Origin of the sequence: Deminuibacter soli, from assembly GCF_003412455.1 — a bacterium.
GTDB classification, from domain to species: Bacteria; Bacteroidota; Bacteroidia; order Chitinophagales; family Chitinophagaceae; genus Deminuibacter; species Deminuibacter soli.
In genome coordinates this window covers 351,250-376,060 of the sequence record NZ_QTJU01000004.1, presented here as the reverse complement: position 1 = coordinate 376,060, position 24,811 = coordinate 351,250, and the positions used below count along the sequence as shown (strand labels likewise).

General features: G+C 47.2%; 18 protein-coding genes and 1 tRNA gene. 8 read left to right on the top strand and 11 right to left on the bottom strand.

All coding sequences use genetic code 11. The features are described 5' to 3' along the window. Window positions 1-49: 49 nt before the first annotated feature. The 4 genes from DXN05_RS13965 to DXN05_RS13950 form a co-directional block, all read right to left on the bottom strand. Entirely contained in the window at window positions 50-3,214 is a 3,165-nt protein-coding gene (locus DXN05_RS13965) for a carboxypeptidase regulatory-like domain-containing protein (protein ID WP_116847876.1), read from the bottom strand. Between the two features lie 135 nt (window positions 3,215-3,349). Continuing rightward, a complete protein-coding gene (locus DXN05_RS13960) occupies window positions 3,350-3,865 on the bottom strand; it encodes a cupin domain-containing protein (protein WP_211330050.1) in 516 nt (171 codons plus the stop codon). A 23-nt stretch (window positions 3,866-3,888) separates the two neighbouring features. Next, window positions 3,889-4,881 carry an alpha/beta fold hydrolase gene (locus DXN05_RS13955; protein WP_116847875.1) on the bottom strand — a complete coding sequence of 331 codons (993 nt, stop codon included), beginning with the start codon at window positions 4,879-4,881 and terminating at the stop codon, window positions 3,889-3,891. 5 nt (window positions 4,882-4,886) lie between these two features. Then, window positions 4,887-5,678 (bottom strand): alpha/beta hydrolase, encoded by a 792-nt coding sequence (locus DXN05_RS13950; RefSeq protein ID WP_116847874.1) that lies wholly within the window; start codon window positions 5,676-5,678, stop codon window positions 4,887-4,889. Between the two features lie 315 nt (window positions 5,679-5,993). On the opposite strand from DXN05_RS13950, the gene DXN05_RS13945 reads away from it, so the two are divergent. Together DXN05_RS13945 and DXN05_RS13940 are read left to right on the top strand one after the other, a co-directional pair. Next, window positions 5,994-8,243, top strand: a complete 2,250-nt coding sequence (locus tag DXN05_RS13945) for a tetratricopeptide repeat-containing sensor histidine kinase (RefSeq protein WP_116847873.1) — start codon at window positions 5,994-5,996, stop codon at window positions 8,241-8,243. 23 nt (window positions 8,244-8,266) lie between these two features. Next, complete coding sequence (locus tag DXN05_RS13940) at window positions 8,267-10,216, top strand: sigma 54-interacting response regulator (protein ID WP_211330049.1); 1,950 nt, start codon at window positions 8,267-8,269, stop codon at window positions 10,214-10,216. Window positions 10,217-10,305: 89 nt separating this feature from the next. Here DXN05_RS13940 and DXN05_RS13935 read toward each other — a convergent pair whose 3' ends face one another. Then, window positions 10,306-10,701 carry a DoxX family protein gene (locus DXN05_RS13935; protein ID WP_116847872.1) on the bottom strand — a complete coding sequence of 132 codons (396 nt, stop codon included), beginning with the start codon at window positions 10,699-10,701 and terminating at the stop codon, window positions 10,306-10,308. A 373-nt stretch (window positions 10,702-11,074) separates the two neighbouring features. Then, complete coding sequence (locus DXN05_RS13930; RefSeq protein WP_116847871.1) at window positions 11,075-11,287, bottom strand: YwbE family protein; 213 nt, start codon at window positions 11,285-11,287, stop codon at window positions 11,075-11,077. A 165-nt stretch (window positions 11,288-11,452) separates the two neighbouring features. On the opposite strand from DXN05_RS13930, the gene DXN05_RS13925 reads away from it, so the two are divergent. The 4 genes from DXN05_RS13925 to DXN05_RS13910 all read left to right on the top strand — a co-directional run bounded on the left by DXN05_RS13925 (window position 11,453) and on the right by DXN05_RS13910 (window position 13,711). Next, the gene (locus tag DXN05_RS13925; RefSeq protein ID WP_116847870.1) at window positions 11,453-11,905 is read left to right on the top strand and encodes an SRPBCC family protein; all 453 of its coding nucleotides are present in this window, start codon (window positions 11,453-11,455) and stop codon (window positions 11,903-11,905) included. After that, window positions 11,886-12,212: an ArsR/SmtB family transcription factor gene (locus tag DXN05_RS13920; protein ID WP_116847869.1), complete on the top strand. Its 327-nt coding sequence runs from the start codon at window positions 11,886-11,888 to the stop codon at window positions 12,210-12,212. The genes DXN05_RS13925 and DXN05_RS13920 overlap by 20 nt, the downstream gene beginning before the upstream one ends. A 32-nt stretch (window positions 12,213-12,244) precedes the next feature. Continuing rightward, entirely contained in the window at window positions 12,245-12,733 is a 489-nt protein-coding gene (locus tag DXN05_RS13915) for an SRPBCC family protein (protein ID WP_116847868.1), read from the top strand. A gap of 273 nt (window positions 12,734-13,006) precedes the next feature. After that, window positions 13,007-13,711 (top strand): uracil-DNA glycosylase family protein, encoded by a 705-nt coding sequence (locus DXN05_RS13910; RefSeq protein ID WP_116847867.1) that lies wholly within the window; start codon window positions 13,007-13,009, stop codon window positions 13,709-13,711. 209 nt (window positions 13,712-13,920) lie between these two features. Here DXN05_RS13910 and DXN05_RS13905 read toward each other — a convergent pair. Continuing rightward, window positions 13,921-13,993: transfer RNA gene (locus DXN05_RS13905), tRNA-Lys, on the bottom strand. Between the two features lie 292 nt (window positions 13,994-14,285). Between DXN05_RS13905 and DXN05_RS13900 the strand changes: the two genes are divergently transcribed. Beyond that, a complete protein-coding gene (locus DXN05_RS13900; RefSeq protein ID WP_116847866.1) occupies window positions 14,286-14,714 on the top strand; it encodes a VOC family protein in 429 nt (142 codons plus the stop codon). Window positions 14,715-14,782: 68 nt separating this feature from the next. Here DXN05_RS13900 and DXN05_RS13895 read toward each other — a convergent pair whose 3' ends face one another. From DXN05_RS13895 to DXN05_RS24700, 4 genes are all read right to left on the bottom strand, one after another. After that, a complete protein-coding gene (locus tag DXN05_RS13895; RefSeq protein ID WP_116847865.1) occupies window positions 14,783-17,509 on the bottom strand; it encodes an alpha-L-rhamnosidase in 2,727 nt (908 codons plus the stop codon). Window positions 17,510-17,536: 27 nt separating this feature from the next. Further along, a complete protein-coding gene (locus DXN05_RS13890; RefSeq protein WP_116847864.1) occupies window positions 17,537-19,030 on the bottom strand; it encodes a RagB/SusD family nutrient uptake outer membrane protein in 1,494 nt (497 codons plus the stop codon). 18 nt (window positions 19,031-19,048) lie between these two features. Then, the gene (locus tag DXN05_RS13885) at window positions 19,049-22,153 is read right to left on the bottom strand and encodes a SusC/RagA family TonB-linked outer membrane protein (protein WP_116847863.1); all 3,105 of its coding nucleotides are present in this window, start codon (window positions 22,151-22,153) and stop codon (window positions 19,049-19,051) included. A gap of 1,089 nt (window positions 22,154-23,242) precedes the next feature. After that, window positions 23,243-23,383, bottom strand: a complete 141-nt coding sequence (locus tag DXN05_RS24700) for a hypothetical protein (RefSeq protein WP_158559249.1) — start codon at window positions 23,381-23,383, stop codon at window positions 23,243-23,245. Between the two features lie 349 nt (window positions 23,384-23,732). On the opposite strand from DXN05_RS24700, the gene DXN05_RS13875 reads away from it, so the two are divergent. Further along, window positions 23,733-24,725 (top strand): acyltransferase family protein, encoded by a 993-nt coding sequence (locus tag DXN05_RS13875; protein ID WP_158559248.1) that lies wholly within the window; start codon window positions 23,733-23,735, stop codon window positions 24,723-24,725. The last annotated feature ends 86 nt before the right edge of the window (window positions 24,726-24,811 follow it).

Below are 24,811 nucleotides of genomic sequence, written 5' to 3'. Positions count from 1 at the left end.
GCTGGCTGACAAATGTCAACCAGCTTTTTTATGCATGATACGCTCCTGTTTAAAATCCGTAGCGGATACCCAGCTGAAACTGGTAAGGATTACCGCTTAAGCCAGATACACCGGCATTGGTATTTACCGCATATCTGAAGTTGTTGGTAGCAGCATCAAAACCAGACCTTGACAGTAACGAGGTGGCGCCCAGCGCATGGTTTACCCCCCATGATTTGTTAAGCAGGTTGGCTACATTAAACAAATCGCCTGACAGCTCAATGTATTGTTTCCTGTATACTTTCACTTTGTAGGTCAATCGCAGGTCAACTGTTCCGTAAAAAGGATTTACACCGCCATTGCTTTCTGCAATTTTGCCAAAGCTTTTGCGCAGGTAGGTTTTCATGCTGTTCTCTACATTGGGATTGTTGAGAATGGCATTCAGACCGTCTTTCATGTACTGTGGCGTGCCGGCACTGTTAGGATCGGCTACATAAGCCAGGTCGTTGGTTTCAACAAAGTCGCCATTGATGTTACCGTTTACATACATAGAATAACGGGTACCACCCAGGCCTGAGAAACGCACACCCAGGTTAAAGCCATGAAAGCTCGGCGTGTTACCGTAGATCACTATTTTACTGCGGAAATGATTGTCTGAATAACGGATCAGGCTAAGATCCCTTGGATCACCTCCTGTGTATTGGTTTAAGGTAGCCGTATTTGCTACGTTACCGTTGTAAGAGGTATTGTCCCTGGCCTGGTTCCAGGTGTAGGAGAACGCGATTTCGCCATCTTTGTAATAGCGGTAATCACCGTCAATTACCACGGCTGCCTGGTTTACCTTACCAACACTTTCCAGCTGCAGCACACGGCCTACCTGGTTGGTTTTTCTGCCCAGTGTCCAGTCCTGCGAACCATTGGAAGTATTGATCGTAGCAGCAGGTACATATACCGGGCGGTTGCCTTCCTGCGATAAAGTAAAGTAAGGCTGGTCAACCATATTCTTGTCAAGATAAGTGTAGTTGTTACGTGCAAACGACAGGTAACCTGCAATACTCATCCTGAAATTAGGGCTGAAGAAATGACTGTAGGAGCCGTTGATCTTATACACGATAGGCACTTTCGCATCTTTGCCATTCATGTTAATGGTGTACAGTTTAGGCACATCTGTTTTGCTCACGAGATCTTTACCCGGTGCAGAAGACGGGTTTTGACGATAACCAGGGAAATTGGGTGTGGGTACCAGGCTGCCGGTAACATCGATGCTCGCAATATGGCTGCCATCAAACAGCATATTGTTGATCATGGAGTAAGGGTTTAGCGCAGAACCCAGGATACCGCCGCCCAAACGAACGATATCCTTTCCATTCTGGTGTACATCCCAGGTGAACTGAACGCGTGGCTGCACCTGTAAAGTAGCCAGCTTGTTGGATGTATTTAAAGAAAGCGTGTTGTATACAGCCTGGTTAAAATTGGCTTTGTCGAGATAATCGGTATAGTCTATACGCACGCCGGCAGTTGCAGTTAAACCGCGGCCAAGCGTTGTTTGCGCCTGCGCATATACGTTCGGGCTAAGTATATTGAATTTGATATTGTGATCATCAGACAAATAAACATCTCTTGTAAAACGGTAAGGCTGCAGGTTGTCAAATGCAGCAAGCCCGGTATACCAGAAACGGCCATTTGTTTCGCTGCCGTAAATTGAGTTCTGGTGTGTAAAGGTTACACCACCGCCCAGTGTAAAGTTGAACTTATCGGTGTTGATATAAATATTATCCACCAGCTGGATAAGGCTGTTGTTGAAGTAGTCGCCGCCATAACGCTGGCCACCCAGCTGTATGTTGGTGTACAGTCTTTTCGCAGTATCCATCGGGTTAACAGATGCAATGTTCGAAACAGTGGCTCTCGGGATATTATCTGCCGGCAGCTGCGGGTTGGCGTACAGCTTATTGTACTCCCAGTAATGTTCAAGCTTTAATTCATTGGTCACCCTGGGATTGATAGTGGTACGCAGCGAAGCCATAACACTGTTGTTGATGCTTTTACGGCTGCTGTATACTTCAAAAATATTGATGGTGGTATTGTCACCGTCTGACTGGTTATCCATATCATAGATAAAGTTATCACGAATGGTAAGCAGGCTTTTCCTGCCCAGCTGCCAGTCAATACGGCCAAACAATGCATGTGTATTTTTAAAACGGCTGAACTGGCCAAACTGCGGTGAATTGGCCACACCGTATTTAGCACGTGCTATTCTTAAAAAATCATCCTGTGTTTGCTGGGTTACGTTGTAACGCAGTGCATCGGCATTTGACTGGATAGGCGCAATCAGCAATGGCTGCGTATTGGCCTGGTGATCCCATGCCACAAAGAAATGTGCTTTGTCTTTAATAATGGGACCGCCCAGTGAAAAGCCATATTGTTTAATGTCAAACGGCTGGTTACGTTTCTGACCATTTAAACCGTAGGGGCTCGAAAGCCAGTCTGTACGCAAAAAAGTAAAGGCGCTTCCGCTTAAAGTATTGGTACCCGATTTGGTTACCGTGCTAATGGTGCCACCACCGGCATTGCCATAGGTAACATCATACTGGTTGGTTACTACCTGGAACTCGCGCACTGCTTCCATGGTAATGGCATAGGCACCTGTTGGCTGACCGCCTGAAATGGTACCTCTTGCAGCCATGCCATCAATGGTAAAGTTGGTGGCAGAGCCCAGCTGACCGCCAAGGCTGGTACCGGTGCTTAAAGGAGAAAGATCGGCCAGTGTAGTGAAGTTACGGCCATTTACAGGCAGGCGGTTAATGTCTTTGGCAGTAACTGCTGTAGCTGTACCAATGTTCTCCACCTTGTTCCTGAGTGAAGTAGATTTAACCACAACAGCCTGCAATGCAGCTGTTTTCTCTGTCATCTGGAACAATACACGCAACAGGTCGCCCTGGTTCAGTGCATAATCCGTTTGCGTTTGCGACGCCATTCCCACTGCTTCCGCAATAATGGAATAAGGGCCACCCAGCGGAAGTTCTTTCAGCAGAAACTCCCCTTTTTCGTTGGAAACTGTTTTGGCAGTAAAACCTGTAGATCCGTTTTTAATGGTAATGGTTGCATGGTCAATAGCCTTGCCATCAGGGGAAACTATTCTACCGGCTATACCCGCCAGGTTGGTTTGTGCGGTAACAACCTGTACCATTGTAAAAAGTAGTAACAATAAAATAGTGCAGCGCTTGGTGAAAGACATAGTAGTGGTTTTGATTTGCGGCAAAGGTGCCCGTACTATGTTGCCATAACATTAACACTACTTTATGTTTATGTGAACAAACAACTCAGGCCGCTTGCAGCAAGCGGCCTGAGTTGTTAAGCAGTATACAAGTTATTACCGGTGATTCAGCGGATCATCTGCTGCATTCACATACGTAACACCGGAAGCGCCGTAACCGGTGATTTCTACAATAACCGGTTGATCTTTTGTCATGGCAAAATGATTCTGCCCTTCCACTTCCGAGTAAACACTACCCACCGGCAATTCTTTTAACTTGCCTTCATCAAACTTGTCGCCGTATCCAAAGTACCAGGTGCCTGAAACAACGGTTCCCACACGGTCATCCGGGTGCAGGTGTGCAGGTATTTTTGTATTGGGCGCTACTTTTAATAAGATGGTATAGAGACCGGGCTTTGCAGGATCTCCGTGAATAACGATTACCTGCACTGCACTTAAATTAGAAGAACCCGGCGCGCGCGTGCCGCTTGCTTTGGCTGCGATAATCTGTTGCTGCGTCATACGCAGCTGCCCGCTTGTATCTGATTGAGCCCGGGCTGTACAGAAGACTGCAAGCAACAAGGCTGTTAACAGCATGGGTTTCGTAACAAGGGATTTTTTTAGTGTTTGCATGTACATATAAGCTGATTGATTGGTTATTGTTTTGCTGTAAAAAAGTTCATCAGGTCATGCGATACCTGTGCTGTATTCTCCTGCACAATCCAATGCCCTGCCCCTTTGATGTTGGAGGCAACAACATGCTCTGCCACCAGCTTGCAATGGTCTTCCAGGAAGGCGGCACCGAAGTATTCGCCACCCATTGCCAGTACCGGCATTTTAAGCTTGGTTTTCATAAATTCTTTGTTGTCGAGTGCATCCTGGTCAAATGCGCCAAACCAGTGAAAGCTGCCCGTAGTGCCGCCGTCAATGGCATAGGCCCGCACAAACTCTTCTGATTCCTGGCTGGTAAAGGCATCTTTTACATGACCTACCAGCGGCCAGAAATTCGTAAGAAATTCACGCTCCTTACCCTTGATAATATCACCCGAAACAGGCCATCCGAAAAAGCCGAACCACCAGGCAGAACCTTTCACCTGTCCCCAAACAGGTTCAACACCGGGCAGCAATGCATCCATCAGTGCAAGCCGTTTTACTTCAGTACCGAATTGCGCAGCATAAGCGTAGGCTACCATCAGGCCAATATCATGGCCGGCCAGGTTAATGGAAGAATAACCCAGTTGTTTTACCAGCCCGTGTATATCTGCGGCCAGTGTTTTCTTATCATAACCGCTTGCCGGTTTTCCTGATTCACCAAGCCCGGGAAGATCAGGTGCAATAACCGTGAAATGCTTCGAGAACTCAGGCAGCAACCGGTTCCACATAAACCAGTTTTGTCCAAAGCCATGAATCAGCACCAGCGGTTCGCCGCTGCCGCCAATCACATAATGAATCGGGATACCGTTTACAGTTACCGTCTGGTGTGTAAATCCATCAGGCGGTGCAGCCGGGAGCAGCCCTGCAGCTGTACCGTTTCGTTTGGTGGAATCATTAACCGGTGCAGCAGCTGCCGTAAAGCCCAGTAACAGCAGCAGTGCAAAAAGAATGCTTGTGGCGAACCCGCCGCAGCGGGTATTGTGTATTGTATTCATAAGACTTAGTTTTCAGTTTTGTTGTTTTCTATCCAGCTCATTACCTGCATGGCCACTTCCTGCCATCCGGGCTGGCCCAGTACAAAATGGTTGCGGCCTTCAAACTCTTTATAATCGGTCACCGAATTTTTATCGGTATATTTTTGGTAGTTGGCATAATTAAGTGAAGCGGGAATACTCCTGTCTGCCGACCCTGCAATCAGCAGCAGGGGTGCATGCGGTTTGTGAAAATCAACCGTGGCGGCAGCTGAGACCGTATCTCTCACCACCAGTTTTGATTCCGGGATAGCCCAGCAGTAGCCCTTCTCCTGCCATGCTTCGGGCATGCCGTTGGTAAAGCCATACTGCCACTGCCTGAAACTCATCATAAAAGTTTTTCGGGTAGAAGTGAAAAAACCCAAAGGCCCCCAGCCTGCAATCAGGAACGATGGTTTGAAGGTGAAAATTCCCCTGGGCGGCACTGAATGAATGGCAACGGCTGCAGTAGCCATCTCTTTCTGCAACAGCAGCTGGGCAATTAAACCGCCGATGGAATGCCCCACAAGAACAGGTTTACGCGGCATGGAACGAATGATATGCTCATAATAAGCGACCAGCTGGTGAAGCCGTACAGACGCCACCTCTGCGTCAGGATGACGCGCCCTCAATACTTCTGCCGGTGCATCTTTGTAAGGCCAGGCGGGCGCATGCGTGGTGTATCCCTTTTTTTCAAAAAACACCTTCCATTCATCCCAGCAACTGTTACTGATAAAGGCGCCGGTAATGAAAAGAATGTTCTTTGAATCGTTGTACATCATACAGAATCGTTTTGCAGTGCCGGAACTGCACCCAATGCCATTCCAACAACTTAAACAATTGATTCTGCGTGCAATAAGCAAGATATTCTGCAGTGGCCGCACAACTGTATTTCGTTGTACGACGAAAAGCTGCAACTTGATTTCGTTGGCCGGCGCGCCGTATTACTGCTGCGGGGTATGGGCAGCAGCAACACATACAGGAATTTCCGGCGTAATCCATAATAAATCAATTCAAAACCGTACTTTAAACGCCATGCAACCTGCCGCAAGGTGCCGTGGCACAATTGCTGGTAACATCTCCCTAAAAACAATGCTATGAGCGAAAAACTAACTGCCCTGGCGTTCCTGTTCCTGCTGGCCATACCCTGCCTGGCCCAGCGGGAATTTGCGGATGAAGCGCAGTTGAATAAAACCATCACAACCCAGCGCCAGGTAAAAGACGGCAGTGAGAAAATAACCGTACTGCTGAAAGCCAGCCACTGGTATTCTGCCCAATACCCCGATACGGCAGCCGTACAAAAGGCTTTGCTTTACGGGCAGCAGGCTTTGCTGATCGCCGCGAAAACAGCAGATCGCAAAAAACTGGCAGAGGCTTACCTGCAGCTCTCGTTTGTTAAACAATTGCAACGTGACTACATCACCGGTAAACGTTATGCAGACAGCGCCGTTCACTTGTTTGAACCACTCAACAACCCGGACGAGACCGGCGAAGCCTATGTAATGCTGTGGTCGAACAGCTCACTTACCGGCATGCCTTACCCCCAACGTATTACATTGCTTGAAAAAGCTGCCGCACTGTTTCATTCGGCAGGCAACAATAAAAGAGAAGCACAGTGTTATGAAGAAATCGGCGACCTGCTGCAGCTGGAAGGCAACCCCGGCGCAGCACTGGCTATGCTGAAAAAATCACTCACCCTGTACCAGCTTACCAACACAACAGCCATACATGGCCTGTACAGTCTTTTAGGAAACGTGTACAGCATGCTTGGCGATTATAAAGAAGCGGTACAATACGGCCTTATGGCAGTAAAAACAATGGAAGATTCAGGCGATACCACCAACAGCACCCTGTGTGCCGTGTACAACAGGCTGGGACTGGTGTATAAAGAACTGAACGACCTTAACCATGCAGCTTTCTATTTCCATCGCTCGCTCGATATTGCTATCAGGCGCAACGATCCGGATGAGATATTTGAGCTCACCTACAACATTACCGGCCTGTTCATCAATTCTGCAGAATATGATAAAGCAAGGCGTTTTGTTTTCACCATGACCAGGAAGTACCCCGAAATAGAAACAAAGTATAAGCCATCTATCGCGATACTGATGATTACTATTTGCCAGCGGTTGCAGCTGTTTGACAAAGCCATTGCCTACTGCGCACAGCTGGAACAGGAATTAAAAAACGGGGTAGCCGATTTCCGGGTAATACAGAGTGCCTATACAACGCTGATTAATTGCTATATTCAAACGGGCAACCTTACCAAGGCAGCAGATTATACGGCTTTGTATAAAATATTCTGCAACAAGATGCAGATTGCGGCTTACACAGAAGACTACCACATGGTGAAATTCAGGATAGACAGTGCTACAGGCAATTACTTTTCTGCGATCGGCAATTTTCAGCGTTCGCAGGAGGTAAAAGATTCCCTGTTTAATGAAGCCAAAAGCAGGCAGATTACCCAGATGGGTATTGTGTATGAAACGGAGAAGAAAGACAAAGACATACAGCTGCTGAAAAAGGAAACCGAGTTTCAGCAAAACAACCTGCGGCAAACCAACATTATTAAAAACATTACCATGGGTGGTGTAATTTTGCTGTTGATCGTTATTTCACTTTTATACCATGCATACCAGCTCAAACAAAAAACAAACAGTGCATTGCAGGCGCACCAGAAAGAAATTGATTTAAAGAACAAATCCCTCGAAAACCTGGTAAAGGAAAAAGACTGGCTGGTAAAGGAAATTCATCACCGCGTAAAAAACAACCTGCACATGGTAGTAGGGCTGCTTGCCAGTCAAACAGAATTTATCAAAGGGCAGGAAGCGCTTGATGCCATCAACGAAAGCCAGAACCGTGTACAGGCCATGTCGCTGATACACCAGAAGCTGTACCAGAAAGAAGACCTTACCACCATTGACATGCCCTCGTATATACTGGAGCTGACAGAGTACCTGAAAAGCGCTTTCCATAAGAAAAACCCGGTACATTTTACGCTTGATATAGCGAAGCTGGAACTGCCCCTGTCCCATTCGGTTCCCCTGGGTTTAATACTGAATGAAGCCATCACCAATGCCATTAAATACGCGTTCCGTGATGACCGGCCGGGTGAAATAAAGATCAGTTTAAAGCAGTTAAGCAACACGCGTTACAGCCTGGTGATAAAAGATGACGGCATGGGATTACCGCCGGCATTTAACCTGCAGCAAAACTCATCACTGGGCATTACGCTGATGCAGGGACTTACAGAAGATATAGGCGGAACATTAAAAATATACAGCAACAACGGTGTTCAGGTTGAATTGTTGTTCAACCTGCCTGAACCGGCATCCCGGGTAAGCTAATCAAATAAACAAGTAAAGCATTTATGGCACTGCGTGATAAAATTCTGATTGTAGAAGACCAGTTTGTGGAAGCCAACCACCTGCGTTTAATGTTGAAGAATGCAGGGTATACCGTCAGTGGTATTGCGCGCTCTGTTGAAGATGCCAAAGCAAGCATCCGGCAGGAAAAGCCCGGCCTGGTGCTGTTAGATATCTTTCTCTCCGGCAAGGGAACAGGCATTGACCTTGCCAGGTACCTGAAAGAAGAAAACATTGCATTCATTTATCTTTCCGCCAATTCCGATGAAGATGTATTGAATAAGGCCAAGGCCACACACCCTTACGGCTTCCTGGTAAAACCATTCAGGGAAAAAGACCTGCTGGTAACCATGGAAATTGCACAGTACCACCAGGAGCACGGACTGGAATCGCTGTTCAGGAAAGAACTGTTTTTTCAAAAACAGTTAAAGGCCATGAGCGGCAGCCAGCTAAGCCTGCAAGACGGGCTGCTGAACATTGTACGGGCACTGCAGCCACTGATCCCTTTTGATTTTGTTGTACTCAAAACAACAGATGACGGCCCTGACAGCATCAACGGTTTTTTAAGAATCAGTTATAATGAATACCAGTCAATCGGCGTAAATGAATTCCAGGTAATCACCAAACTGAAGATGCATGAAATGCAATCCTGGTTTGCAAACGAAAACACTTCCACTGCCATCACCCTGCATTGCGGCGACGATTTTGAAGCTGCCGGCAGCAGCGGGATGAAGCAGGCCGTTGCAAAATATTTCGGCATGCACTCGCATATCAGCCTGCCTGTTAAACCCGCAAACGGCCAGCATTCTTTACTGCAGTTTCATTTCTTCAGCAGGCAGCCTTTTGGATTTGATGAGGAACACCTGGTATTAAGCGAGCGTTTGCAGGGATCACTTGCGCAGGCAACAGCTGCCCTGATAACGCAATGCCACAAAAACAACAGCAGCGATGCTGCAACTGCACCGGCACCGAACATTATACCATCACCCGGCACAGAAGAAGGATTTTACGGCATTGTAGGCACAAGCCCGTTGCTGTTAAAAGTATTTGATGATGTTACCCAGGTAGCAGCTTCAGACACCTCGGTGCTGATACTGGGCGAGAGCGGTACAGGCAAGGAACGCATCGCTGAAATTATCCACCGCCTTTCGCCCAGGGCCGGCCACCCAATGGTAAAAATAAACTGTGCTGCGTTGCCGCCTAACCTGATTGAATCTGAATTATTCGGTCATGAAAAAGGCGCTTTCACCGGTGCGCTCGACCGCAGGACCGGCAAATTTGAGCAGGCCAGCAACGGCACTATTTTCCTGGATGAAATAGGCGAAATGCCGCTGGATATGCAGGCCAAATTATTGCGCGTACTGCAGGAGCGGGAAATTGACCGCATTGGCGGAAAGGTGCCCATAAAAGTAAACCTGCGCATTATTACCGCCACCAACCGCAACCTGGAAAAAGAAGTAGCCGAAGGCAGGTTCAGGCTGGACTTATATTACCGGCTGAATGTGTTTCCCATACAGCTGCCACCCTTGCGTGAGCGCACTGAAGACATTGGTATACTTACCCGTCACTTTATTGCTGCATACAGCCGCAAAACAGCCAAAAACGTACGTTATATTTCCGATGCTGCACTTAAAAACCTGTTAACCTACCACTGGCCCGGCAATATACGTGAACTGGAAAACCTGGTTGAAAGAAGCGTGGTGCTGGCCAAAGGCGATTCGATAGAAGAAATTCCACTACCTGTATCCAGGAACATATTTCTGCCTGCTGAAAAAGAAGAACTGCATATCAGAACAATTGAAGAAAACGAAAAATCACATATCCTCGCTGTACTAAAAAAATGCAATGGCCGCATCCGCGGCAATGGTGGGGCTGCTGAAATCCTCGGCGTACCGCCAACAACGCTCGCGTCTAAAATGAAGAAGCTCGGCATTCGCCGCGAGTTCAGGGAGTAGCAGGTGCCTGTAAAATATTTAGCGGCCTGGTTAAACACCAGCGCCGCTAAACACTACCTGATTGATGTATTATTGATGATGCTACCCGCTTACGCTATTGCAGTCTGCGCCTGCAGCCCGGGATACAGTTTGCGGAACATCGCATAAGTTACGCCCACCATTACAAATGCAACAATTGCATCAATAGTGGCAGGGAATCCCAATACTGCAATTTTAGAGAAAAATGCAAAAAGAATATCGAAGAACATGCCTGCAAATACCCACTCTTTTAAACGCAGCAGTTTGCCGGGAATCAGGAGCGTGATTATACCGGCCAGTTTAGCTACCCCAAGTATATAAATAAAATGCGGAGGATAACCTAACAGCCTGGTGATGCCCCAGACAAATTCGTTATTGGTGAGCTCACCAACACCACTTGCTCCAAACCACATACAGGTAAGAATAGTTCCGATCCAATAGATTGTTGTTGCTGTTTTGCGTTTCATATATTTTGGTTTTGTTGTTATTGATGACACAAAATTGCTGCACGTAAATCAACCGTACCAGCGCCAATATCCTGAAACGGGCAATTTGGCCCCCCAGGCGGGCAATGCACCCGGTTAGCGCTTTTCCAGGTAAAAAAAGCACTTCCCAAAGCTGGTATAATACGCAAAAACCCAGCGCATGCCGGGTCTTGTACAAATTTTAAAGAACTTACTGAAATCCGATGTATGGGTACAACCCGGCTGCCAGGCTACTTTTTTAGAGCGCTTGCAATCAGGCTATCAATTCACTTTTCCCGGCAGAGCAATCTGTTTGACTATCTGGTTCAGGAAACGGCTGTCATATTTGTATGCTGCATGCCCATTGCTTTGTTCTTTATTCCCCATCCGGATCAATCACATCCGTTTCTGCAACCCTGCCCACCTGCCCGTCTTCCAGGCGCACTTTTATGCCGCGTGAATGATAAGCGGCAGAGGTAAGCAAATCTTTGACAATGCCATATGTGAGCCTGCCACTACGCTGGTCTTTCTTCAATATAATGGCCACTTCCAGCCCCGGGTAAATATCTTTCCTGTATTGTCCGTTCATGTTCGCGATTTCTTGTTTAACTGCAAAATTACCTGTTCGCGCCAGGAAACAATTATGCAACCTGCACATAACACGGATTTAAAGCAGTAAAACGCATTACAAAATAATTTATTTGCGTAACTCAAAAGTTACTCATAGCTTTAGGTAACTAAAAAGTTACTCATTATGAAACAGACTATCCAACACAGCTTTTTCTTTTCCCACTCACCCGAAGCGGTTTGGGAATACCTTACCACACCTGCATTAATGGCGCAATGGCTGATGCCGAATGACTTTAAGCCCGAACAGGGCTGCGCATTCCAGTTTAAAGTTAATCCCATAGCCAAGCTTGACCTGGACGGCATTTTTGATTGCAAGGTGCTCGAAATTGTTCCGTACAGCAAACTCTCCTATTCCTGGAAAGGCGGGCCAGACAGGGAGCATGTGACGTTTGACACTGTTGTGGTGTGGACGTTAACAAAAAAAGACAATGGAACAGAATTATCGCTTGAGCAAACCGGCTTCCGCTTACCGGAAAACCTGCCTGTGTACAATTCCATGACCGATGGATGGTACAAGAACATACAAAAGATAAACGCACTTTTAAACATCTCAAAACATGTGCCCGCGGACTGTTGATGTTTTCCAGGCAATCGCCGATCCCAGCAGGCGGCAGATATTGCGGCTGCTTGCCCGGGAAAGCCAGTCCATTAATACACTGGCCAATAACTTCAACATGAGCCGGCCGGCGGTTTCAAAACACATCAGCATACTGCAGTGCGCAGGGTTTATCTCCATAGAAAACATCGGGCGGGAGCGCTATTGCACGCTCAGTAAAAACGGCTTTACTGATTTGCAGCAATGGCTTGGTTTCTTCGATGCATTCTGGCAATCGAACCTGGTAAAACTGGAAGCATTGCTGCGCAGGGAAAAGGGCAGTAAATAACGCCCGTAATATTCAAGTAAAAATCATCGGACATGACAACAACTGATTTCGAAACCTCATTTACCGTAAACCACACACCCCGGGAAGTATTCAATGCCATCAACAATGTTCGCGGATGGTGGTCAGCTGAAGTGGAAGGCCGCACAGATACATTGAATGCAGTTTTTCTTTACCACTACCGGGATGTGCATGTATGCAAAATGAAAATCACGGAATTTGTACCGGGTAAAAAAGTGGAGTGGCTGGTATTGCACAATTATTTCAATTTTATCAGTGACCAGAGCGAATGGCAAAACACCACCATTCATTTTGATATCACTGAAAAAGATGGCCGTACAACCCTTCACTTTACACACGAGGGACTGGTGCCGCAATACGAATGCTTTGACATTTGCTTTGAGGCATGGACGCGGTATATTCAGCAAAGCCTGCATAACTTAATCACCACCGGTAAAGGCCAGCCCAACGCCAAAGAAGAAAGTAACAGTTTTTACAACCAGCTGGTTAAAGAATGGAGTTAATACGCTACAACAAATAGCAGTACAGGTGATACCATTCCTGACCTGGCACCTGGTTACCCTCTATATTTTTATAGGGGGTTTGGTGCATGGTTTATTTTTTGCTAACCTTGCGATCTAAAAAATCGTGTATTAGTCATATCGAGATAACCGTAAAGCATTCTTCCCTATTTTCCGCTACACCCTTGCATCACAGGAAGGTATTTATTAGCTTCGGCAGTGTTACAGGCTGTAACCGTCCTTCTTTATTTCAAATTCATCAAGATCCAGGGCCATATGAACTTTGCCACACGGGTAAACAACTTTAACAAACAGCTGACGCTTAACGTTGCACTGCCGGACAATATCGCGGTACTGAACCCGTTTAAAGATGCTGACACCTTTAAAACAGCAGCAGGTTTTTACAATAAATTCTACCATGACCACAACAGGCGGAAACTGATACTGGGCATAAATCCCGGGCGATTGGGCGCCGGCGCCACCGGCATACCTTTCACCGATCCAAAACGGTTAACTGAACGTTGCGGCATTCCCTATACCGGTCCGATGCTGCATGAACCATCGTCTGCCTTTATTTATGAAATGATTGACGCATTCGGCGGCATCAATGCATTTTATTCCAGGTTTTATATCAGCTCCATTTGCCCGCTGGGCTTTGTTGTAAAAGACAAAGACGGGAAGGAGAAGAATTACAATTACTTTGATAGTAAGGCGCTGACCACGGCCGTACAAGCTGTTATAGAATGGAACATCCGGGAGCAGATTAATATGGGCTGCGATACGGATGTTTGCTTTTGCATGGGACTAAGCAAAAACTACCAGTATTTGTTGCACCTCAACAACAGGCTGGGTTATTTCGGAAAGATTATACCGCTGGAGCACCCGCGTTTTATTATGCAGTACAAGAACAAACAGAAGGAACACTATATAAAAGAATATGTACAAAAGCTGCGGACGCATTTACCGGATGCGCAGGAATAGAAAAGCTCGGCGCAGGCGCCAGTGGCGTTGGAGGCAGGCTCAAAATACCCTTGTACGGTATTCCCTAAAAGATGAAAACATTCGATGAGGCTTACTGCTGGCTGCACCCACCAGCGATGATACATTGCCATTGGTTAAAACCAAATTGGGCATTCGATAATAAAAAAAAGGCTTCAAAACAATATGTTCTGAAGCCCTTTTCATTTCCGTGATTCCGCTGGGACTCGAACCCAGGACCCATACATTAAAAGTGTATTGCTCTACCAACTGAGCTACGAAATCATTCCTCTTTTTTAATTAAGGAGTGCGAAGATAAGAGAAATATTATTTCTGCAAAGAAATTTTCAAAAAAAATTACTGCCTGCATAAAAAGACTGCCGATGCAATGCATTCATTAGCAGCAGTCCCGTTAGTTATATACCTTGTCAAACGCAGCAAATACGCGGTTTGCAGCACAGCAGGCTGCGTATTGACCGTTCCTCACATTGTCATATCCGCCCATCGTGATTGTCTTGAAATGCCTTCAGGAATACAAAATGGGCACAGTACTTTTATCCCACAAAAACGATAAACCATGTCTGCCATCAATCCTTATCTTACCTTCAATGGTAATTGCGAAGAAGCATTCGAGTTTTACAAATCCGTGTTCGGTGGTTCTTTCCTCACCCTGATGCGGTTTGATTCCATTCCTCCCGGCGACTATGCTCCGGCTGAAGAAGAAAAAAACAGAATTATGCATGTGGCCTTACCCATTGGCCCCAACAGTACTTTAATGGGCAGCGACCGTATGGCTGCTCACGGACCAGGTACAAACGGCGACAATTTCTCTATCGCTTTTAACCCCGACAGTGAAGCACAGGCAGACCAGGTGTTCAACGGCCTGGCGCAAGGCGGTAATATAACCATGCCTTTAGCCAAGGTTTTCTGGGGCGCTTACTTCGGGATGCTGACCGACAAGTATGGTGTAAACTGGATGGTGAACTACGAGTACAACAAGCAATAGTCACCAACAACAAAGCCGTCTCGCTGAGACGGCTTTGTTGTTTTATACCAGTAAACAGTTACTGACGCTTATTGCTTCACTGTTGTTTGCTGCGGCGCAGGCGCTGTAAAATGATACACACCCGACCCTACTGTAACGGGCACATATCCACTCACTGCTTCTGCCGAACCTGGTGTTACTGCTTTGCCATCGGCCATTACAGCGGATGCGGCTGTAGCCGGCACATACACTGTTGCGGTAGTATTGGCAGGGATGGTTACATCCAGCTGCAGGGTACCATTCTCCAGTTTCCAGGCTGAGCTTGCAGTGCCATAATATGTTTTTAAACTGGCAGCCACCTGCGTTAATCCTCCGCCGATATGAGGCATTACTTTTATGTGGTGATAGCCCGCTCCATCTTCATAGGTATCCAAACCAGCCACTACACGATACATCCAGTCGCCAATGGCACCATAGGCATAGTGGTTAAACGAGTTCATAGAAGCCGGTTCAAACGTACTGTCTGTACGAATGCCATTCCATCTTTCCCATATAGTGGTAGCGCCCATTTTCACCGGGTACAGCCACGAAGGGAATGATTCCTGCATCAGCAGGGAGAATGCCACATCTGTATAACCAAAGCGGCTTAATACATGGCACAGGTAAGGCGTGCCAAGGAAGCCGGTGGTTAAATGATTACCGTAGTCTTTCACATTGGCAGCGAGCTTTTCAGCAGCCTGCGCGCGCAGGTTTTCGGGTAACATATCAAAGTTCAGGGCCAGCACATAGGCGGTTTGCGTGCTGGATACCAGCCTGCCTGATGGTGTTACATATTCTTTCAGGAAGGCTGCTTTGATTTTCTGCAGCAGCGCCGTGTATTGCTGCACATCAGCATCATTGCCCAGCACTTTTGCTGCATTAATCAGCAACTGTGTTGAATGGGCGTAGAAGCATTGTGCAATCAGGTATTTATCGGTTACTGCAGACCTGCCATCGTTGTCATCAAAGGGGCGGTAGAACAGCCAGTCACCAAAATGAAAGCCGGTATTCCACAAGTCATTTTTGCTTTTGCCGTGCATGTACTCTACCCAGGCTTTCATGCTCGCATATTGCTGCGACAGCAGTGTAACATCGCCATAAGCGAGGTACATATTCCAGGGTATTACGGTGCTTACATCTGCCCAGCCTGCTGAGGCGCCTGCATCAGGACCCAATACATTGGGCACCACAAAAGGCACACTGCCATTGGGCAACTGATCGGCCGCCACATCTTTCATCCATTTGGCAAAGAAGTTATTTACATTCATGTTGAAAGAGGCGGTGCGCGAAAACACCTGCGCATCACCTGTCCAGCCCAGGCGTTCGTCGCGTTGCGGGCAGTCGGTAGGCACATCCAGGAAATTGCCTTTTTGTCCCCATTGTATGTTGTGCTGCAGCTGGTTGATCAAGGCATTGGAAGTGCTGAATGTACCGGTGGGTGGCATGTCGGAATACAATGTAACGGCTGTAAAGTCTTCCGGTTTCAGTTCACCGGGATAGCCCTCTACTTTTATATAACGGAAACCATGAAAGGTGAAATGCGGCTCAAACTGTTCCTCTCCGCCACCTTTCAATACATAGGTAGCAGTGGATCTTGCGGCGCGCAGGTTCTCGGTATAAAAGTTACCGGCCTTGTCCAGCACTTCGGCATGCTGTATCACTATTTTATCACCTGCATTGCCTTTTGCCTTCACCATTACCCAGCCTACCAGGTTTTGGCCAAAGTCAATTACCTTCTCTCCTTTGGGTGTGGTGAATATTTTAACCGGTTTAAATGCTTCGTGTTTGCGGATGGGTTCGTTTACGGTTGCCAGCAGGTTGTTGTTGGGAAAGCTGGCTACTGCTGCACTTGTCCAATCTGCGTTTTCTTTAAAGCCGGGCAATGCCCAGCCTGTGATTTCCCTGCGTGCATCATACCATTCACCGTGGTAAATTTCAGCGTCGAGTATGGGGCCTTTGGCTGTTTTCCATGAGCCATCGCTGATTACGGTTTCTGTTGAACCATCTGTGTAGGTAATCTGCAGTTGCAACAGTAAGCCGAGGTCTTTGCCAAATACATTTTTGGTACCACCCCAGGCCAGGTAGCCCCTGTACCAGCCATTGCCCAGGGTAACACCAATGGCATTGGTGCCCTGTTTCAGCAAATCTGTTACATCGTACAACTGGTATTCGAGGCGCTTGTTATAGCTCGTCCAACCCGGTGTAAGATAAGCATCACCTACACGTTTGCCGTTGATCTGTGCTTCATACAAACCGTGCGCAGTAATGAATGCGGTGGCATGCTTTATTTTTTTGGATGTGGTAAATTCCTTGCGCAGCAAGGGACTGGTACGCCAGGTTTCATCTTCTGTATAACCAGGCTGTATCCATTGCGCTTTCCAGTCTGCCGCCTGCACGCCCATTTGCCACCAGGCGCCTGTGCTCCAGCTGGAGGGCTTACCGGAGTTATCCCACACACGCACCTGCCAGTAGTATTTTTTACCGGGTTGCAATGCACTGCCCTTGTAGGTAACATGCACGGATGAATCGGAGTTTACTTTGCCGCTGCTCCAGCTATCGCCTTTGCCATTGGGCGCAGTGGATACCTTTACCTCGTAGGCAGTTTGCGTTACGTCTCTTTTGTCTGAGACCAGCTGCCAGCTAAGCCGCGGCGCTGCAGCATCAACACCTGCGGGGTTTTCGCGGTTCTCACAAAGCAGGCTGCTCACCTGTACCTGGGCGAAACTGATTCCCATACAGCATTGAAACAAGGCCATCCATAAAAGTGTTTTTTTCATATTCTCATCGTTGTTTTGCTACTTGAATTAAAGCGGGTTCTGTTGCAGGTTATCGATAGACACTTCACGTTGCGGAACAGGCAGCAACAGTTTATTCGCTGTTACCTGGAAGGCCGCTGCAGGAATAAAGCTCTTGAGCTGTTTCTCCTGCACACCATGTGCATTCATCACATCTACTGCTTTGCCGGTGCGCACCAAATCGTACCAGCGGTGGTTTTCAAAAGCCAGTTCTACCCTGCGTTCATGTGCAATTGCCTCGCGCAGCTGTGTTTGATCGGTTACTGTGATGGGTGCCAGTGCCGCCCTGCCCCTGATGCTTGCGCCGCCAAATACATCATTCAGGTAATGTAATGCCTGTGCGCCTTGCCCTGTTTCATTTAAACATTCTGCCAGCATCAGCAGTACATCGGCATAACGGTATACGATAAAATTCACATTGGTTCTGCCCGGTGCAACAAAGCCCCAGTTGTACTTTTTCACGTAGGGTATATTCACAAAACCGGTAGCATCGGTAAAGCCTGTGGCCAGTGATGCATCTTTGCGTTTGTCGCCTGCTTCATAGGTATCCAGCATATCCTGTGTAGGAATGTTCCAGCCATTGTCAACGCCCATCCCTGTATTCACATCGCCGGTTACTACCGAGCCTGAAGTATAGGGCGCAAAGGTGTACATAAAACTGCTGGCCAGCTCGGGCAGGATTCCGGAATACTGCAGCTCAAAAACAGATTCGCTGTTGTTTTTATTGGCAGGGTCAAATATGCTTTTGTAATCTGCCTGCAAACTGTATCCCAGGGTAATTACATCTTTCAGCACAGTTGCAGCAGAATCGAACTGTTTGCGTGTCATGTACACTTCTGCCAGCATGGTTTCTGCTGCGCCCCGGGTAGCGCGGCCTGCATCTGTACTGCCATATTTCACCGGCAGCTTAGCACTTGCTTCCTTTAAATCGGCAATAATGGTGGCATATACCATATCGGTCTTCGCCCTGCCTTCTGATCTTGATTCAGCAGGTGAATTTACCGATTTCAATCTTAAAGGCACATCACCAAATTGGCGCACGAGGGTAAAATAATGAAAAGCGCGTATAAAAGATACTTCTCCGGTGTACTGGTTCTTTGCGCTATCGGGCATGGTGATGCCGCCTATGCTGCCGAGTACATCATTACAATTGGAAATACCGCTGTAAGAGCGCTGCCATAAATCAAGCACAGATTCGGCAGTGGCGCCGGTTAAAAACTCATCTACAAATTCACGCTGCGTTTCAAGACCGCGGTTTTCCTTGTTAAACTGGAAACCGGTATTATCCGAACGCATTTCGCCAAACAGCCAGTAATCGATGCGGCCCATATCCCGCAAGGGGATATAACAGCCGTTTACTGCCTGCTTTATATCAGACGCTGTTTTAAAAAACGTACCAGCGGTTAATGTTGACTGGGGATCCATTTCCAGGAATGATTTTTTACAACCAAACACCAGTAACAGTACTAACAGGCCGGTTATATTGTATAGCTGCTTTTTCATATAACTAGTTGTTGCGGTTTAAAATGAGCAATTCACGCCAATGGTATAAGTGCGCGCCAATGGGTAGTTGGTAAAATCCTCACCCGGCTCCAGTGCGCTGCTGCCATTGCGGTTTACATCAGGATTGGCGCCGCTGTATTTGGTAAAGATGAATGCATTCTGTACCGATGTATACAAACGCAGGGCTTTAAATACATGGCTTCTGCTCAGCAACCGCGGTGGCAGCTGGTAGCCCAGCGTAATGTTCCTGATGCGCATGAACGATCCGTTTTCGATATCGCCAGAGCTGATATCGCGGTACAATACCCTGCCGCCATTGGTCGTGGGTGTTTGCCCATCGCCCGGCTGCTGCGGGTTACGCCACCTGTTGAGCATTTCACGTGTTACGTTGAATACGCCGTCAATATTATGCAGGTACTGGTTGGCTTTCTTAAATACCTGGCTGCCCTGTACACCGTTGACGATAACACTGAGATCGAAGTTTTTATAACCGAACGAGTTGGTCATACCCCAGGTAAAATCAGGCTGCGCGCGGCCTATTACGGCAAAGTCTTTTACCGGTTCAATAATGCCGTTGCCATCTACATCTTTGTATTTAACAGAGCCAAGCACCGAAGTAGCAGCCTTGGGTGAGTTGTCAAAGTCTTTCTGATCCATATACACGCCCTGTTTTACATAACCGTAAAACTCACCAATAGGGTGACCAACCTGTGTGATGTGCGTATATGAGCCTTCGCCGCTGCGGCCGCTTAGGATGGGATCGTTTTTATCGTTCAGCGCAAGTACCTTGTTGCGATTGAAAGCAATGTTGAAACTGGTTGTCCAGGTGAAGGCATCTTTCAGGTTCACGGAGTTAACGGCTATTTCAACACCCTTGTTCAATATTTTACCTGAGTTGATGAGTGCATTCTGGAAACCGGAAGACAAGGCGATCTGGCTGTTGTACAGCATGGCAGTGGTGATCCTGTGATACAGATCAACCGTTAAAGAAATACGCCTGTTAAACACAGCCGCATCTATACCGGCATCCCATTGTTTGGAGGATTCCCAGGTTAAATCAGGGTTACCCAGTGATGACCTTGACCTGCCCGGCGCCAGCACACCACCAAACACATAGTTACCCGGGCCAACACCCGAGGTATAGGTGTAGTTACCGATATTGAAGTTGCCCGACAAGCCATAACTGCCGCGCAGCTTCAGCTCATTGAGCCAGGATACGCTGCGTAGGAAACGTTCATCACTCATGTTCCAGCCAATACCTACGGAAGGGAATGTACCGTACCGGTTGTTGCTGCCGAAACGGGAAGATCCGTCTGAACGGATGGTTGCCGTTAACAGGTATTTGTTCCGGAAAGAATAGTTCAGTCTTGCAAGGTATGAAAGCAGCGACCATTCCTGTATATCATCGTAGGCCGTGGTTATGGTTGCGGCTGCATTGATGGTATGTATTTTATCATCCGGGTAATCTGTTGCATTGATGCCCAGGTTTTCACTGGTTTCCTTCTGCGCGGTATAACCGATAATGGCATTGAGTTTATGATCCCTGCCAATGGTTTTATCATAGGTTAGCAAGGCCTCACTCAGCCAGTTGGTGGCATTGTAGCGTGTAGTAAAGGAATTGGGAATATCCGGCGGCAATGCGGCAAAGGGGCCAACGATATTAGAGGGGTTGAACAGGAAAGACTGTTCATTGGTATAACTTACGTTAATGCTGTATTTTACTTTCAGGTCTTTGATGATCTCATATTCTGCAAAAGCAGTAGCCAGGCCCTTAAACTGTTTGTCATTGGTACCTACGTACTGCAGCCAATCCAGCGGGTTAGAGGAACCAAACATACCGGGCGAAGTAATATAGGGTGTTCTTTTCCCATCCGTATATACCGGCACCAGCGGACTTAACCATTGCGCAAACGACAACACATCTACAAAGTCACGTTCAAAATCGTTGCGTTTCTGCACACTGTAAGAAGGCGCCAGGTTCAATCCCAGCCGCAGTTTACCGATATTACCTTCTACATTGGCCCTGCCTGTAAAACGTTTATATCCTGTATAACGCACCACACCTTCCTGGTCAAAATAACCGAGCGATATGGCAGAGCGTACATTTTCACCTCCCTTGGTGAGGTTCACATTCACGTTTGACTGTGGCGCTGTGCGCAGCACTTCGTTATACCAATCTGTTCCCTTACCATAGGCATCGGGGTTGCGGTATTCTTCAGGGATATCTGCATCGGTAGGTGTTAATCCTCGCGAAGCAAAATCATCTATCACCATCTCTTTCCTGAACTGTGCAAACTGGCGTGCATCCATCATATCGGGTCTGCCCTTCTTTGGTACCTGCTGCCAGCCGGTATATGCACCCACATCCAGCTTAGCTACGCCGCTTTTGCCTGACTTTGTAGTAATCAACACTACACCATTCGCACCGCGTGAACCATAGATGGCAGTAGACGATGCATCTTTCAGTACGGTGACAGATTCAATATCATCCGGGTTTAAAATATTAAGCGGGTTGCTGGTTTGACCAAAAGAGCTGGTGAGTGCGAAGCCATCAATTACAAATAAAGGATCGTCACCTGCACCGATAGAACCGGAGCCGCGTATTTTGATAGAAGCGCCGCCACCGGGTGTTCCGGTAACATCTGCCACCTGTACACCGGCAATCTGTCCGGCCAGCTTTTGATCAATACCAGCAGCAGGCACGTTCTTAATATCTTTTTGCGAAAGCACAGCAACAGAGCCGGTGAGGTCTTTTTTCTGTTGCTTACCATAGGCAATCACCACTACCTGGTCGAGGTTGGCAGCAACGGGTATTAACTGTATGGTAAGGTTGGTGTTGCTGCCTACGGTTAGCTTCCTGTCTTCAAACCCCACATAGGCAAAGCTGAGTACAGCGCCTGTTGCAGCCTGTAAGCTAAACCTGCCATCTGCACCCGTAACAACCGAAGCTTTTGTACCGGATACGGTAACAGTAACACCGGCCAGTGCAGTTCCCTTATCATCCTGCACGGTACCGGCAATTGTTTTTTGTTGCGCTGCGAGCCGCAACGTACACAGTCCGAGCAGCAGCAGCAACAGCAGCAGTGTGCGCCGCGGGACAGGTAGTTTCAATGTAATTTTCATGACGAGCAATTTTGGTTTTATGCGAAAGACATCTGTTAAAGCAATAGTTTATTCCCTGCATACTTTGCGTGCTTTTGGCTATACACAAAACATACACCTGCGGAGCCTGCTGAAAGTCCGCACCAGGTATGTATTACCGCATAAGCATGTTGCTTAGCGTATAATACCCGTATGTAAAAGCTGAATTATCCGGAAGTGGATATTACATAAAAGGATGGATAGTTTTTCATAAGGCAATCAAGTGGCAGTTTCATAACAGCTAGTTTTTAGGTTACACAGTGGTTGTAAAAAACAGCAATCGTTTACACACAACACCGCCACCCCGTGTTAAGCGGGGCAGGTTAGTTATAAGCATACCTAAAAATAAATGCATTCATTTGTATGGCCGTCCTGAACTGTTATGGTGGAGGAAAGCTTTTAGCTGATAGCGGTTAGCGGTTAGCTTTTATCGAAGCGGAGATTGGGGCGAAGAGCTTAGCGGAGATTAGCATTACACTGCCGGGTGCTGTGCATTGATTGCGTTTTGTACAGCGGTGGTTGTACATTTGAAGATGGAAAAGCCAATAAATAGCTGATAGCGATTAGCTTTTAGTGAAGCGAAGAACTTAGCGAAGATTGGTGCGAATTTTTAACCGCAAAGGACACAGAGGGCAAACCCGCAAAGAACACAGAGGTTCTTAGCGAAGAAGGCGATGCGCTTTTTATTCACTATTGACTATTCACCGGCTTTCTTTCACTCACTACTGACTACTCACTACTCACAAAAAAACGTCCTCCCTAAGAAGAACGTTTCCTTAACCAACTCTTATTTAACCTTTACTACCTGCTTACTTGTCCAATCTGTTGTACCTTTGCATTTGTCTTGTATAATCGTTTACGGTTACTGAGAATCGGTGTAATCCCAAATCCTGTCTGCTGATTCTTTTACCATCACCCACTGTATTCCGTTGCTGTATTCTTTTGATTGTTCGTGTTTATGTCCATCCTGTATACGACCATTCGTTGGGTGTTGAGGTCAATTTTACTACGTGCTGTTGTGCCTGTTAAAATGCCTGCTCAATCAATCCTTGCTGTTGCTATTACTGTGTACTACCTGTTTATCTTTCCAATCTGCTTTGTCTTTTTCGCTACCGGCTGGTAAACCAGTTTTGGTTTCTGTGAACCGGTGTTTAAACCCAAGAGCCTGTCTGCTGCGTCTTTCAATGCTGCTAAAATCTTTTCTGTGTTCATGATCGCTCTTTTTAATCGTTCCTCAATCATTTTGATAACACAAAGCTACGGCGCTGCAACGGGCGGTACAATGCACGAAATATCCCAATTATGGTACTTTTTCCCCCGGAAGCTGAAAAGGATGGCGTTTTAACAAATTGTATGGATAAATGCGGGTTGGAGGTTTGATGTTGGAAGGTTTGATGTTGGGGGTTGGAGATCTTAGCGGAGCTGGCTGTGGGGACACAGCCAGGGGCAAGGGGCAGCGGAGAATTGGGCGGAGATTTTGGGCGAAGTCCTTAGCGGAGCTGATTAGCAACTATCTGGTGGATTTACACGTATCTTATACATTATCATGATAAAACCAGGTATGCTTCGTTTTTTATTGGCGCTGATTGTGGCGGTTGGGCATGCTGTGCCCGGGTGGGTATTTCTTGGGTATTTTGCCGTGATCTGTTTTTTTATACTGAGCGGTTACTGGATCAGCAGTTTGTTTCACCGGCAATACACACAAGAACAGCATCCCTTATTCGTGTTTTATACCAGCAGGTTATGGCGACTGGTGCCTACCTTGTTGTTGTTTACCATTGCAGCGCTGGTTATGCAGGCGTTGTTTGATCGTTCGTTTATGTTGCAGGTGCAGCAGCTTAGTGGTTTTGCTCAAACGAGGTTCTGGTTGTCGCATGTGTTTGTATTTGGCCTGGCGCTGCTGAAGTTCCGGTTACTGGGGCCTGCCTGGTCGCTGGATATTGAGTTGCAGTTTTATGGTGTGTTTCCATTGTTATACCTATGTGTGAGCAGGTTTGGTAAACGCGGGTTGTTATCACTTGCTTTGTTAAGCGCGCTTGCTTACCTGTTTATCCGTTGTTTGCCTGTATTGCAGTTCTCGTTTATAAAACCAACATTCCTCTACTATTCGCCTTTTTTCCTCGCAGGTATGCTCCTGTACTGGTGGCCTGTTGTATGCAGCAGGTACATTGTACTGGTGTGTAATCTTGCATTACTGGTAATCACGGCATTGTTGTATGCACAGGTATTGCCCCGAAGCAGTGCATTGATCAACGAAATAATGGCCGTGCTAATGATACCGCTGATCAGCAACTGTGTTACCAGGAAAAGCGATGCAAAAGATGCATGGCTGGGTAATATTTCATACGTGCTTTATCTCGCGCACTGGTTATGGATTATCCCTTACCGGCAATGGGTTACCGCAAACACCGGCGCACAGGTATTGTTGTTTTGCGCCTACCTGTTGCTTACAGGCATCACCAGTTATGTTGCTTACCGCTACTTTGATGCAAAGGTTAACCGGGCCAGAAAGCGGTGGATGGCGAGGCAGGCGGCATTGGTGAGTGGTGAGTAGTATAGGGCTCTGTTTTTCACTCACCACTCACAACTCACCACTCACTGGCTCTGCCGCTCCACTCACCGAAGCCCCCGCTGCGCGGG